Origin of the sequence: Plantactinospora sp. CA-294935 (assembly GCF_050936445.1) — a bacterium.
Lineage (GTDB): Bacteria > Actinomycetota > Actinomycetes > Mycobacteriales > Micromonosporaceae > Plantactinospora.
In genome coordinates this window covers 8,267,560-8,281,772 of sequence record NZ_JBNJMU010000001.1, presented here as the reverse complement: position 1 = coordinate 8,281,772, position 14,213 = coordinate 8,267,560, and the positions used below count along the sequence as shown (strand labels likewise).

General features: G+C 69.6%; 8 protein-coding genes. 7 read left to right on the top strand and 1 reads right to left on the bottom strand.

Going from position 1 to position 14,213, the window contains the following annotated elements; all coding sequences use genetic code 11:
- Positions 1-348: 348 nt before the first annotated feature.
- On the bottom strand, positions 349-3,894 hold the full coding sequence (locus ACQEVC_RS36405; protein WP_432887249.1) for a ThuA domain-containing protein: 3,546 nt from the start codon (positions 3,892-3,894) through the stop codon (positions 349-351).
- A 522-nt stretch (positions 3,895-4,416) separates the two neighbouring features.
- On the opposite strand from ACQEVC_RS36405, the gene ACQEVC_RS36400 reads away from it, so the two are divergent.
- From ACQEVC_RS36400 to ACQEVC_RS36370, 7 genes are all read left to right on the top strand, one after another.
- Entirely contained in the window at positions 4,417-5,928 is a 1,512-nt protein-coding gene (locus ACQEVC_RS36400; RefSeq protein ID WP_432887246.1) for a sugar ABC transporter ATP-binding protein, read from the top strand.
- Between the two features lie 173 nt (positions 5,929-6,101).
- Positions 6,102-7,076 (top strand): ABC transporter permease, encoded by a 975-nt coding sequence (locus ACQEVC_RS36395; RefSeq protein ID WP_432887243.1) that lies wholly within the window; start codon positions 6,102-6,104, stop codon positions 7,074-7,076.
- Positions 7,077-7,078: 2 nt separating this feature from the next.
- Positions 7,079-8,062, top strand: a complete 984-nt coding sequence (locus ACQEVC_RS36390; RefSeq protein WP_432887240.1) for an ABC transporter permease — start codon at positions 7,079-7,081, stop codon at positions 8,060-8,062.
- Between the two features lie 10 nt (positions 8,063-8,072).
- Entirely contained in the window at positions 8,073-9,257 is a 1,185-nt protein-coding gene (locus tag ACQEVC_RS36385) for a substrate-binding domain-containing protein (protein ID WP_432887237.1), read from the top strand.
- 6 nt (positions 9,258-9,263) lie between these two features.
- A complete protein-coding gene (locus ACQEVC_RS36380) occupies positions 9,264-10,115 on the top strand; it encodes a sugar phosphate isomerase/epimerase family protein (protein WP_432887234.1) in 852 nt (283 codons plus the stop codon).
- Positions 10,116-10,415: 300 nt separating this feature from the next.
- Positions 10,416-12,806, top strand: coding sequence for an RICIN domain-containing protein (locus tag ACQEVC_RS36375; RefSeq protein WP_432887232.1), 2,391 nt, complete (start codon positions 10,416-10,418; stop codon positions 12,804-12,806).
- 113 nt (positions 12,807-12,919) lie between these two features.
- Complete coding sequence (locus tag ACQEVC_RS36370; protein WP_432887229.1) at positions 12,920-13,831, top strand: RNA polymerase sigma factor; 912 nt, start codon at positions 12,920-12,922, stop codon at positions 13,829-13,831.
- Positions 13,832-14,213 lie beyond the last annotated feature (382 nt).

Below are 14,213 nucleotides of genomic sequence, written 5' to 3'. Positions count from 1 at the left end.
CCACCACCTGTGGGCCGTCCGGCCGTCCGGGGTCTGCGAGACGTACGGCGTCACCCTGCCGCAGGCGGCGCTCGCCTTCGTCCGCCGGTACCCGGCCGTGGTCTCGACCGGGGTCGGCGTCCGGAACGGGTCTCAGCTGACCGAGGCCGTGCGGCGGTCGGCGGCCACCGTGCCGGACGACGAAATCTGGGACGCGCTGGTGGCGGCCGGGCTGCTGGCGCCGTCGCCCGGGTAGGGCGGGCCGGCCCGCCCTGGTCGACGCCGACGTCCCGGTCGGAACCGGTTCCGTTCCTGCTGGAGGCCGGTGCCGACCGGGACGTCACTGACCACGCGGCAGCCGCGGTCCCGTCAGGCCGCGGTGAACCGCCACTGCTGGTTGGTGCTGCCGAGGCAGTTCCACTGCAACAGCCGGGCTCCGTCGCTGGTTGCGGCGCCGTTGACGTCCACGCAGTGCCCGCTGGGCACACTCTTCACCGTGTACACCCCGGAGGTTCCGGTCGGCGTGGCGGTGAACTTCTGCTGGTTGCCGTTGTTGCAGGTGGCCTGCTGGAGGAAGGCGCCCGCAGTGGTGGAGCCGCCGGTCACCTCGACGCACTTGCCGCTGTGTACCGCCTTCAGGTAGACCGCACCAGCACCGGCGTCGACGGCCTGCCACTTCTGGTTGTCGCCACCGGTGGCCGCCCACTGGTGGATCTGGGCGCCGTCGGCGGTGGAGACGCCGCTGACGTCCATCAGCTTGCCGCTGTGCTGCGCGGTGAGCGTCCAGGTCCGGCCCGCTATGCCGTCGGTGTTGGGAACGCCGACCCCGGCGCCGCCGAAGGTGTGCGAGTCGAGGTCGAACCAGTTGTTCGCGCTGCCCTTGAACACCAGGTAGAGCGTGTGGGTTCCGGCGAGAGCGGCGACGTTCACCGGTGGCGTGGACTGGTAGTTGTCCCAGCCGCCGGTGCTGGGCACCGGGGTGGTGGCCAGCAGCGTTCCGGTTGGCGAGTCGGCGCGCAGCTCGATGGTGCCGCCGCCGGACGGCGACGACAGTCGGTAGCTGACGTTGGTGATGCCCGACAGGCTCATCGGGGTGAAGGCGATCCAGTCGTTGTTGGAGATGTCCCCGACGCGTTTGCCGCTCTCGGCGCCGGCCTGGTCGACGATCCGGGTGCCGGACTGGCTGCTGTAGTACTCGGCCTGCTTGTGTTTCGACTGGAGGATCGCCTGCCCGTAGCCGGTGAGCGGGGCCGCGCCGCCGGCGCCGCCGTCGTCCGTGTAGTGGGCGTTGAGTACGTAGTACAGGTTGGCGCCGTCGGGGTGTCCGCCGAGTAGGTCGGTGGAGATGGTGCCCGAGCAACCCGGGTAGTCCGTGGTCTCGTGGTGGTGGTCGTCGTGCCCGAGGGCGGGTTTGACGAACACCTTGGTGCAGTCGATCGGGGCGCCCCCGGGGTCGGAGACGTTGACCGTGTAGGACACCTTGTCGCCGAAGGTGAGCATGCCGCCGTTGGGCGGGGTGGTGATGGTGACCACCGGCGCGGTGTTGCCGACGGTGATCTGCACGTTCGCGAAGCCGGTCTTGCCGGTGCTGTCGGTGACCTTCAACTGCGCCGTGTAGTTGCCGTTGGTGGTGTAGACGTGCGACGGGCTGGCCGCTGTCGAGGTGGTGCCGTCGCCGAAGGTCCACTGGTAGCGCAGCGTGTCGCCGGGATCGGGGTCGGCCGTACCGGTGCTGCTGAACTGGACGGTCAGCGGCGCGTTGCCGCTGGTGGGCGTACCGGTGGTCCTGGCGATCGGCGATCGTCCACCCTGGATGTAGTCGATCCGGTAGAGCCCGGAGTCGTTGTTGCCGCCGCCGAAGTTGGTGCCCCACTCGAGCAGGTAGAGCGAGCCGTCCCGACCGAACTCCAGGTCCATCGGCTTGTTGAAGTTGCCGGCGGGCAGGAACGGGTTGGTGCGGGTGACCGTCGTGGCCGAGTCGAAGTGGACCTCCTTGATGTAGTTGCGCGACCACTCGTAGAAGAAGTGCACGCCGTCGTAGTAGGGCGGGAACTTCGTCGCGGACGGGTTCGCCGGGTCGTACCGGTAGACCGGCCCACCCATCGGCGCGGAGCCGCCGGAGCCGAGTTCCGGGAAGGTCGGCGAGGTGCCGTAGCCGTACCAGATCTGCGGCGCGACGACCGGCCGCAGGGTGGTCAGGCCGGTGTTGTTGGGCGAGTTGTTGACCGGCGCGGTGCAGTTGAACTTGGCTCCGACGGTGCCGGTGTCCGGGTTGTACGGGGCGTAGGGCTGGTTGTCGCCGTGGCAGAACGGCCAGCCGTAGTTGCCGGGGGACTTGATCACGTTGAGTTCGACGAGCCCTTCCGGGCCGCGGTTGGTGGTCGGGGGGTTCCGGTCGGGCCCGTAGTCGGCCAGGTAGACCCAGCCGTTCGCCGGGTCGATCGAGAAGCGGAACGGGTTGCGGAAGCCCATCGCGTAGATCTCCGGCCGGGTCTGCGCCGTTCCCTGCGGGTAGAGGTTGCCCGCCGGGACGGTGTAGCCGCCGCTGGCCGAGGGCCGGATACGCAGCAGCTTTCCACGAAGATCGTTGGTGTTGCCGGCGGTCCGGGCGGCGTCGAGGTTGGCCTTGCCGGGCCGCCAGTCCAGCGGGGCGTAGCCCTGCCAGTTGGGGTCGAGGTTCGGTGGCGTGTCGTCGCCGGTGCCGATGTAGAGGTTCCCGTCCGGGCCGAACTCGAGGTACCCGCCGGTGTGTCCGGGCTCCGGGAACGTACGGTCGCGGTACGCGGGGATGTCGATGATCCTGACCTCGCTGGAGAGGTTCAGCGTGTCGCCGGTGAGCGTGTAGCGGGAGACCCGGTTGACGTCGGTCGTGCTGCCCGCCGGCGAGTGGTACAGGTACACGTGGCCGTTGCTGGCGAAGTTCGGGTCGAGCGCCATGCCGGTGAGGCCGTCCTCGCCGCCGGTGTAGACGCTGAGCGTGCCGGCGGTGACGGTGGTGCTGGTGGACGGCTTGAAGATCTTCAGTTGCCCGCCCCGCTGGACGTAGAGCACCCGTCCGTCGGGTGCCACCGCCAGCGCCATCGGGTCGACGGTGTTGTCGTCGAGGGCGCGCTTCTCGAAGTTGCCCCAGACGGTGCCGCCGCAGTCGCCGGGCTCGTTGCCGGCGGCCCACTTGACGCCGCCGAGGACGTGGTTGCGGAAGTTGGTCTCGCTGTAGGACTCGGCGGCGTGCCCCATCGCGGTGGCCCAGACCCGGCCGCCGCTCACGTTGCGGCACCAGGAGATCGGATGGTCCGGACCCATCGCCCGGGAGCCCGGGTTGTACGTGCGTTCGTCAGCGGTCACCAGGACGTGGACGTCACCGCGCGGGTTCTTGTCGAAGTTGTACCACTCCTCGCTGCGGTTCCACCGGTCCGGAAGGCCGGCCGTCGAGGGATGCTTCTTGTCGGCGACGATGGCGGTGCCGGGCAGCACGCCGGGGGAGTGCTCCGGCATGTGGGCACCGGCGTTCACGGTCTGGTCCCACCACGGGTACTCGCCCTCGATGCCCATGTCGGTGGCGTTGTGGACGGCGACGATGCCCTTGCCAGTGGCGAGGAAGCCCTCCACCGCCTGGCGCTGGGACGCCGAGGTCCACACCATGCCCGAGGTCTGGAACATGATGAGGACGTCGAAGGTTGCGAGGTTGGCCGGGGTGAAGACGTTCGAGTCCTCGCTGTGCACCAGTTCGAAGTTGTTCGCCGCCGCCTGTTGCTGGAACATCGAGATCCCGGCGGGGATCGAGTCGTGCCGGTAGCCGGTGGTCTTGGTGAACAGCAGCGCGCGGAAGGCGGGAGCCGCCGACGCCGGGGGAATGAGCGCGAGCGAGAGTAACAGGCCGGCGAGCACTCCGATGATCAATGTGTTGCGACGCATGCCGTCTCCTAGTTCGGGCGGGCAACGGGATTGCGGCCACGGGCCCGGTGGCGCGTCAGGTTGTGCCTGGGCACGCCTGGGGCACGAGTGTGCTGGTCGCGTCGTGCCGTCCGCCGCAACGGCAGTCAGCCCCGCAGGACGTCACACACCGTGACGTAGGTGTGTTCCTCGCCCCGTGGTCTGCAAGGTGTCGGGATAGGCTACCTATCGAGATCCATCGATGGCTGTGGTTGTGTTTCACGTCGGTTCCGAGGCGCGGGCCGCCGTGTCTGGCTCCTCGCTCCGGCGCCGCTGCCGGTCGAGTGGCGGGCCCGGCGATCGCCTCAGGTCGAGGATTGCGGAGCCGCATCCAAACATCTATCTTCATACGTGTGATGTTTCGCTCGTGTCAAGCGAATGTTTGCGACGTCAGAACGTAAGCCTCCGTACCACGCCCGAAAGTTCGCTGCTGTGCGAACAGAACGACCCGGCGCGCGGTGAACGAACCCTCTTCGGTGACTACTATCTGTAAGGGCTTCCGCGATGTCAGATCCACGACCGGCGCCGCTGCTCGCCCTGCGGGGCATCGGCAAGTCCTTCCTCGGGGTACGCGTCCTCGACGGTGTCGACCTCGACGTCCCGCCGGGCGAGGTGCACGCCGTCGTCGGTGAGAACGGCGCCGGGAAGTCCACCCTCATGAAGATCGTCTCGGGCGGGTACGTCCCGGACGAGGGGAGCATCGAGTTCGCCGGTGAACCACGCGCGTTCCGCAGTCCGCGCGACGCACAGCGGGCCGGCATCGGCATCATCCACCAGGAGTTCAACCTGCTGCCGGAGCGCACCGTCGCAGAGAACGTGTACCTGGGACACGAGCCGGTACGCCGCAGGCTCGTCGACCGTCGGGAGATGCTGCGCCGCACCGGGCAACTGCTCGCCTCGATCGGGGAGACCGCCCTGCCGCCCGACGCCCGGGTGGGAGGTCTCGGCGTCGCGCAGCAACAGGTCGTCGAGATCGCCAAGGCGCTCGCCCTCGACGCGCGGCTGCTCATCATGGACGAGCCCACCGCAGCGCTGGCCGACCACGAGGTCGAGCTGCTGTACGGGCTGGTACGCCGGCTCCAGGAGCGGGGCATCGGCCTGCTGTACGTCTCGCACCGGCTCGCCGAGGTCTTCGACCTGTCCGGTCGGATCACGGTCCTGAAGGACGGCCGCCGGGTGACCACCGTGCCCACCGCGGACACCACCGCCGACGAGCTGGTGCGACACATGGTCGGCCGGGAACTGTCCAGCTACTACCCGGACCGGGCCGGCCCCGAGGACCGGGGTCCGGTCCGGCTCACCGTCCGGGGCGGGGGCAACCGGAAGCTGCGCGGCGTGGACCTGGAACTGCGCGCGGGGGAGGTGCTCGGCGTCGGCGGGCTCCAGGGCGCCGGGCGGTCGGCGTTGGCCCGGGCGCTGTTCGGGGTGGCCCCGTTCACCACCGGCGAGGTCACGCTCGACGGCACACCGGTCCGGCTTCGCTCGCCGCGCGCCGCGATGCGGGCCGGCGTCGCCTACATCACCGAGGACCGCAAGGGCGAAGGCATCGTCGCCCGGCAGTCCGTACTGGACAACGCGCTGCTCGCCAGCCGGGCCGTCTTCGCGGCCCGGTCCGGCCGCGCCGCCCGGATCGGGCGGATCCGCGAGCTGCTCGCCGCGGTGCAGGTCCGGGCCGCCGGTGACGACCAGGAGATCCGCTTCCTGTCCGGCGGCAACCAGCAGAAGGTCGTGCTGGCCCGGTGGCTCGCGGTCAACCCGCGGATCCTGCTCTTCGACGAGCCGACCCGGGGCATCGACGTGGGGGCGAAGTCGGCCATCCACGATCTGGTCCGCCGCCTCGCCCGCGACGGTGCGGCGGTCCTGATGGTCTCATCCGACCTGCCGGAGCTGCTGGGGATGAGTGACCGGATCGTCGTGCTGCGCGACGGCCGCGTCGCGGGCGAGTTGCCCGCCGGCGCGACCGAGGAGGACGTCGTCGCCCTGGCGGTCGGGACCGTACGGGAGGCGGTCCAGTGAGCGTGAGGAGTGAGCCGGGTTTGCGAGCCCCGCAGTCGCGAACAGAGGCGGTCCAGTGAGCGTGAGGAGTGAGCCGGGTTTGCGAGCCCCGCAGTCGCGAACAGAGGCGGTCCAGTGAGCGTGAGGAGTGAGCCGGGTTTGCGAGCCCCGCAGTCGCGAACAGAGGCGGTCCAGTGAGTGGCCTTCCACTCGTGTCGGCCCGGCGGCCCGTACCGGGCGTGTTCGTGGCCCTGACCCTCGTCCTCGCGATCGGCTGGCTGGTCGTGACGATCGACGGCGGCCAGCTGTTCAACCAGGCGACGACGGTGAGCCTGCTGCACGTCGCCGCCGGGCTCGGGCTCGTCGCCGTGGGCCAGACCCTGGTCATCCTCGGCGGCTCGCTCGACCTCTCCGTGGCGTACGTGGTCAGCCTCAGTACCCTCGTCGCGGCCGAGACGATGGACGGCCGGGACGGCGCGCTGCTGCCGGCGGTCGGCCTGGCGCTCACCGTGAGCGCGGGCGTCGGGTTGCTCAACGGGCTGCTCGTCACCAAGCTCCGGATCAACGCGTTCATCGTGACCCTCGGCGTCGGGCTGCTGCTCAAGGGATACCTCGACAACGGTTACGACGGCCCTGCCGGCAGCACCGCCCGCTCGCTCGTGCAGACCCTCGGATACCAGCGCGTCGGTCCGGTACCGCTGGCCTTCCTGCTGCTGATCGCCGTCACCGGGGCGGCCTGGTTCGCGCTCTCCCGGACCCGGTTCGGCCACCACCTGGTCGCGGTCGGCGGTGACCCGGAGGTCGCCCGGCTCTCCGGCGTCCGCACCGACCGGGTACTCGTCACCGCCCACGTGCTCTGCGCGCTCTGCGCCGGGCTCGCCGGGATCTACCTCGCCAGCCGGCTCGGCTCGGGCGCGCCCCGGGTCGGCACCGAGGGGCTCTACGACCTGGAGTCGATCGCCGCGGTGGTGATCGGCGGCACCGCCCTGGCCGGCGGACGCGGCGGTGTCATCGGCACCGTCGGCGGGGTGCTGCTGCTCGCCAGCATCGACGCCATCTTCAACCAGCTCGAGGTGGACGCCTTCTTCAAGCAGGTGATCCGCGGCGCCGTCATCATCGCCGCGGTCGCCGTCTACGCCCGCCGGGCCGTGCGGAAGGCGGACTCCTAGCCATGCAGACCGTGCAACGCTCTCCGCTGCCGCTGCGGATCCTGCGGTCCCGCGCCGGTGGCGTCCTGCCGATCCTCACGATCCTCGCGGTGCTGCTGGTGCTCGTCGCCGTCCGGCAGCCCGACTTCCTCGCCCCGCCGTCGCTGATGTCGTTCCTCGGCCGCTCGGCGCCGATCATCCTGCTCGCGGCCGGCCAGTACTTCGTGATCGTCTCCGGCGAGTTCGACCTCTCCGTCGGCTCCCTGGTCACCGCCCAGGTCGTCGTCGCCGCCCGGCTCGTCGACAGCGATCCGTCCCGAACCTGGCCGGTGGTACTGGTGCTGCTCGTCGGCGGTGCGTTAGTCGGGCTGGTGAACGGTCTGGTCACGACGCGGCTGCGGGTGCCCTCGTTCATCACCACCCTCGGGATGTTCCTGATCCTCGTCGGCGCGGTGTACCTCTGGTCCGACGGCGCTCCGAAGGGCGGGCTCTCCGAGGAGTTCCGCCGGTTCGGCCGACGCGCGTTCGAGGACGTGCCGGTGCTCGGTCGTCTGCCGTACGCCCTGGTCGTCCTGCTGGTTCTCGCGGGGCTGGCCGTGTTCCTGATGCGTTCCGACTTCGGCCGCACGCTGGTCGCCGTCGGCGACAACCCGCGCACGGCCGAGCTGACCGGGGTGCGGGTCTGGCGTACCCGGACCGCCGCCTTCGTACTCAGCGGACTTGCGGCGGCGGTCGCGGCGATCCTCCTCGGCGGCTACAGCGGCGTCTCGTTCCAGGCCGGCGCCGGCCTGGAGTTCGGGGCGATCACCGCGGTCGTCCTCGGCGGCGTCGCACTGGGTGGCGGTCGCGGTTCGGTGCTCGGCGCGATGCTCGGCGCGGTGACCCTCGAGCTGCTCTTCGCCCTCCTGAACTTCTACGGCGTCTCCGGCGCCCTCAGATCGACCGTCCAGGGCGCGATCATCCTGTGCGCCGTGGCGGTCTCGGCCCTGCGTTTCTCTTCCAGATAAGGGGATTCCAGTGAGACGTCACATAGCGGCGGTAGCCGCGGTCACCCTGCTGTCGCTCGTCGGCTGCGCCACCGACGAGCCGGCCGCGACGCCGTCGGGCAGCTCCACCGGTGCCCCGGGAGCGGGCACGGGGGAGCAGTCGAAGTTCTTCGTGCAGGCCGACTACGACGACGAACTTGCGCTGCTCGCCGCCACCCCGACCGGGCCGGCCGACAAGCCGTGGGAGCAGGCGCTCAACCCGACGATGGTGGACACCGCGAAGTTCAAGAAGCCCGGCCCGTACAAGATCTGCTTTTCCAACGCGGCGCTGAACAACCCGTGGCGGCAGGTCGGGTTCAAGACCATGCAGGCCGAGGTCGAGGCGCAGCGGAGCCGGATCAGGGAGTTCGTCCACGTCGACGCCGAGGGCAAGGACCAGAAGCAGATCGCGGACATCAACGACCTGCTCGGCAAGGACTGCGACGCGCTCATCGTCTCGCCGAACACCACCGCCACGCTCACCCCCGCGGTCGAGGCGGCCTGCCGTGCCGGCCTGCCGGTCGTCGTCTTCGACCGTGGCGTGAACACGAAGTGCCCGGTGACGTTCATCAACCCGATCGGTGGGTACGGGTTCGGCCACGTCGGAGCCGAGTTCGTCAGCCAGCAGATGAAGCCCGGGGGCAAGCTGCTCGCCCTGCGGATCCTGCCCGGTGTCGATGTCCTGGAGACCCGCTGGTCCGCCGCGAAGGTCGCCTTCGACAAGGCGAAGGTCGACGTCGTGGGGGTCGAGTTCACCGACGGCGACCCGGCCAAGACCAAGAAGATCGTCGACGACTACCTCCAGCGGTACGGCACGATCGACGGCGTCTGGATGGACGCCGGCGCGGTCGCGGTGGCGGCGGTCGAGGCGTTCCAGGACGCCGGCAAGCCGGTGCCGCCCATGAACGGCGAGGACCAGCTCGACTTCCTGAAGATCTGGAAGGACAAGAACCTCACCGCGATCGCGCCGACCTATCCGACCTACCAGTGGCGTACGCCGGTCATCGCCGCGCTGCGGATCCTCGACGGCCAGCAGGTGGCCAACCCGTGGAAGCTGCCCCAGCCGACGGTCACCCGGGAGAACCTGGACAGCTACCTCGACCCGGACATGCCGCCGCTGCACTACGCCATGTGTGGCTGCCGCGACCTGCCCGGCTACCCGCAGCGCTGGAAGTAGGCCCCGTTGCACGCCATCGGTGTCAATCCCTGGGTGTGGGCCTCGCCGGTCGACGACGAGGCCCTGGCCGAGCTGGTTCCCCGGATCGCCGCGTTCGGCTTCGACGCGGTCGAGCTGCCGATCGAGCAACCCGGCGACTGGGATCCGGTCCGTACCCGGGACCTGCTGGCGACGCACGGCCTGGCCGCGGCCGGCGTCTGCGCGGTCACCCCGCCCGGGCGGGGCCTTGTGGACGCCGCCCCGGCCGTCGTCGAGGCGACCGTGGCGTACCTGAAGGACTGTGTGGACAGCGCGGCCGTCGTCGGTGCGCCCTGCGTCGGGGGGCCGGTCTACGCCGCGGTGGGCCGGACCTGGCGGATGAGCCCGGCGGCTCGCGTGGCCTGTTACACGGACTTCCGCCGGGCGCTGGCGCCGGTCGCCGACCACGCCGGGGAGCGGGGCGTCTCCATCGGTGTGGAGCCGCTCAACCGTTACGAGACGAGTGTCGCCAACACCGTCGAGCAGACGGTGGAACTGCTCGACGGCCTGCCGCCGAACGTCGGAATCATGATCGACACGTACCACATGAACATCGAGGAGGCCGACCCGTACGGGGCCCTCGTCCTGGCCGGCCCGTACATCAAGCATGTCCAGGTCAGTGGCACCGACCGGGGCGCTCCCGGCGGTGACCATCTCGACTGGCCCCGCTTCTTCGCCGCGTTGGACGCCACCGGTTACCGGGGCGCGGTCTGTATCGAGTCGTTCACCGCCGAGAACGAGACCATCGCCACCGCCGCGTCGATCTGGCGTCCGCTCGCCCCGTCACAGGATCGGCTCGCCCAGGACGGCCTGTCCTATCTCCGGCGGATCCTCCGCTGAGACGCCGGCTCTTGCGTTCGTCGACCCGGTCCGGCTCGGCAGGGCACGGCGGACGTCCATCCGGGACGGCCGATCGGAGGTAGATCTATCGGTCCTTGCAAACACATCATTCGTATGATGAACTTCTGTCAATCGAGTTCACGCTTTCGCGGCGGCACGGTTCGCGTCCGACGCGGCGCCCGGCCACGCCTGCTGCCGGCGGCGACTCCTGCTCAGCGTCGACAGCCGCGCAGCGTCGACCAGTCACATCTGGATCATCGGCCACACCACACCACCCCCATGCAGGTAAGGAGACCTCCCGTGTCCGTACCCTCAGTTCCCGCTGCCCGGCGGCGGGTGCTGGCCGGAGCCGCGGCGGCGTTGACCACCGTGGCCACCGCGACCGTGGTGGCCACCTCGGCCACCCCCGCGCTCGCGGCCACCACCACCCTCTACGCGTCCCCCTCGGGCAGCGGCACCGCGTGCACCGCCGCCGCGCCGTGTTCCCTGACCGGCGCGCAGACCGCGGTCCGATCCCGCACCGGCTCGATGTCCGGCGACATCGTCGTCGAGCTGGCCGACGGGGTGTACCGGCTCACGTCCCCGCTTCGGCTGACGGCCGCCGACTCCGGAACGAACGGCTACCGGGTGCTGTGGCAGGCGGCCCCGTCGGCCCGCCCCGTGATCAGCGGTGCCCGCGCGGTCACCGGCTGGTCCCTTGTGGACCTCGGCAAGAACATCTGGCGGGCCAGCGTCGGCGCCGGTCTCGACAGCCGGCAGCTCTACGTCGACGGCGCCATCGCCACCCGGGCCCGCACCCAGGTCAACCGGGCCGACTTCACCGCGGACAGCACCGGCATGAGGTTCACCAACAGTGCGCTGAGCTACCTGAACAACCTGGCCAACGAGAACCGGATCCAGCTGGAGAGCGTGGGCTCGTTCACCGACCGGTACGTCTCGGTGCAGAACATCAACGGCAACCTGATCGCGATGCAGCAGCCCGGTTGGAGCAACAACAACTTCGGGTACGACACCTTCACCAGCCCGCACCGGGCGGGTCCGCTCTACCTGAGCAACGCCTACGAGTTCCTGGACGCACCCGGGGAGTGGTATCTCGACCCGGCGACCGGCGCACTGTCCTACATCCCGCTCGGCGGCCAGAACATGAGCAACGTCAGCGTGGAACTGCCCACGCTCCAGTCCCTGGTGAACCTCGGCGGCAGCTACGACGCGCCCGCCCACCACATGACCTTCAGCGGGATCACCTTCACCGGTACGAGCTGGCTCGGACCCAGCAGCAACCAGGGTTATGCGGACCAGCAGACCGGTGCCTACATCGCGGGCAACTGGAGCTGGCCCAGCTTCACCTCCTGCCACAACGGCTGTCCGCAGTTCGAGGCCGCCCGACCGAACTGGCTGCAGTCGCCCGCCGCCGTGCAGATCTCCGCCGCCAACAACATCACCTTCACCGACTCACAGTTCGTCAACCTGGGGCAGACGGCGGTCGGGATCGGCAACGACCCCAGCGCCCACGCCAGCGGGGTCGGCCTCGGCGCCAGCAACATCACCGTCACCAGGTCCGAGATCGCCCGCAACTCGGCCGGCGGCATCATCGTGGGCGGTGTGCGCGCGGACGCGCACCACCCCGGCGACCAGCGGATGGTCAACCGGGACATCACGATCAGCAACAACCGGCTGCACGACCTCGGTGTGGAGCACCGGGGCATCGTGTCGGTGCTGACCACGTACGTCACCAACGCCACCGTCTCGTACAACGAGGTGTACAACATGCCGTACACCGGTATGTCGATGGGATACGGGTGGGGGGCCAACGACGCGGGCGGGAGTAACCACTACGCCGACCGTGGTCTGTACAACTACCAGCCGCGGTACTCGACGCCGACGACCGCGTCGAACAACCGGCTCATCGGCAACTACGTGCACGACGTGATGCAGCAGATGAACGACGGCGGCTGCGTCTACACGCTGTCGGCGAACCAGGGCGGGCTGATCAGCGACAACTACTGCCTGCGGACCAACGGCTACTTCGGGATCTATTTCGACGAGGGCTCACGGTACTGGAGCGCCCGGAACAACGTCTTCTCGAACACCGGTACCTGGGCCACCGCCAACTACTGGTTCGCCGAGAACATGGGCAACTTCACCGTCACCAACAACTGGTCGACCAACGGCAGCACCAACGTCACCAACGGCGACCGGGGCAACGTCGTCTCCGGCAACGTCACGGTGACGGGCGGCAACTGGCCCTCGGGCGCCCAGGCCGTGATGGCGGCCGCCGGGCCGCAGAGCGGCGGTGGCCAGCAGAACGGGCAGATCGTCGGGGGTCAGTCCGGCCGCTGCCTCGAGATCGGCGGGTCGAGTACGACCAACGGCACCCAGGCGCAGCTCTGGGACTGCACCGGCGGGACGAACCAGCGGTGGACGTACACCGCGGGCAAGCAACTGACCGTGTACGGCAACAAGTGCCTGGACGCCTCCGGCCAGGGCGCCGCCAACGGCACCCTGGCGATCATCTGGGACTGCAACGGTCAGGCCAACCAGCAGTGGAACGTCAACGCGAACGGAACCGTCACCGGCGTGCAGTCCGGACTGTGCCTCGACGCGAGCGGCCAGGGCACCGCGAACGGTACGAAGGTGCACCTCTGGGCCTGCCACGGCGGCACCAACCAGCAGTGGAACCTGCGCAACTGACGGCACGGGGTGAGTGGGGCCGGGCCCTGGGTGCGGTTCCACTCACCGAACTCTCCGGGAGGCGGCGGCCGCGGTCGGCGGCGGGTCCACGGCAGGCGCCTCGGGTGGGCAGGGTGCCCGTCGATCTGGTTGAGCACGACCTGACCGAGACCTCGCCAATGAACCTTTTTCCACCTCCCCTCGCGGTTCGACGGACCGCAGGGTCGGACGCGGTGCGTGAGCGCCGCGCGGTTCAGGTTGAAAAAGGTTCAATGGTGCGGAGCATGCCGGCCAGCAGGGATGACGAGGCGAGCGTGGTCGTGGCGGCCCAGGCCGGCGATCGGCGGGCGCTCGACGAACTTGTCACGGTGTACCTGCCGCTTGTCTACACCGTCGTGCACAGGGCACTGGGTGGGCTGCCCGATGCCGACGACGTCGTGCAGGAGACCATGTTGCGCGCCCTGCGGGAGCTGCGGGCACTGCGCTCTCCAGAAAGCTTCCGGCCGTGGTTGCTGACGATCGCGACGCGCCAGGTCAGCACCCACCTGCACCGGCGGCGGGCCGATGCCGAACGGACCACGCTGCTCGCCGAGGTGGCCGACGCACCGGTTGCCGACGCGGAGGGGTTGGCCCTGCTTCGGGTGGAGCTGTCCAGCCAGCGCGGGCAGGTGATGCGCGCCAGTTCCTGGCTGGACCGGCACGATCGAAGGCTGCTGTCGCTGTGGTGGCTGGAGACGGTAGGGCTGCTGACCAGGATCGCCCTCGCGGCGGCACTGGCGACGAGCGTGGCTCAGGCCGGTGTACGCGTCCAGCGTATGCGCGACCGGCTCGAGCTGAGCCGGTCACTCGTAGCCGCGCTGGAAGCGCGTCCCAGGTGTGCACGGCTGAGTGCGACGCTGGAGGCTTGGGACGGCGTCCCCAGCCCGCTGTGGCGTAAACGCATCACGCGGCACACCCGGTCGTGCACGGTCTGCCAGCGCCACGGGCGACCGATTCCCCTCCAGGGGCTGATAGCCGGCCTCGCACTGCTCCTCTGCCCCCGCTGACGCGTGCCGCGGTCGCGGTTGAGGGACGGGCGCGGCAGCGGGCTGCGGGTCGCCCCGGTCTGGCGGCGATGGATACGGCCCGGACAGCTTTCCGCGGCCTCGGCTACCGCCAGCGGGGGAGGAGGACTGCCCGGCGTGCCACTGCCGAGGTGGGACGGCGGCGACCATATGTCACGGGTTCCCATAACAGAAAGCTGCTGTGGTCTTGTGCCTTTGTCATTTCGTCACCACCGTCCAAAAAGTGTTATCGACCGCGTCTGTCGCAGGTCCGTACCTGAAGCGAACTGCGCGGTGGTCGGATTTCGTGTAGGTGTTACCGCGTACCTCTTGAAGGCCGCGAAACAATCTGGCAATCTCCATACATCGATGTGAGCGCTCCCTT

What these genes read in the sequence shown, in the direction of transcription:
- ACQEVC_RS36400 (WP_432887246.1), top strand. Translation starts at nt 4,417, where the DNA reads ATGTCAGATCCACGACCGGCGCCGCTGCTCGCCCTGCGGGGCATCGGC.
- ACQEVC_RS36390 (WP_432887240.1), top strand. Translation starts at nt 7,079, where the DNA reads ATGCAGACCGTGCAACGCTCTCCGCTGCCGCTGCGGATCCTGCGGTCC.
- ACQEVC_RS36405 (WP_432887249.1), bottom strand. Translation starts at nt 3,894, where the DNA reads ATGCGTCGCAACACATTGATCATCGGAGTGCTCGCCGGCCTGTTACTC.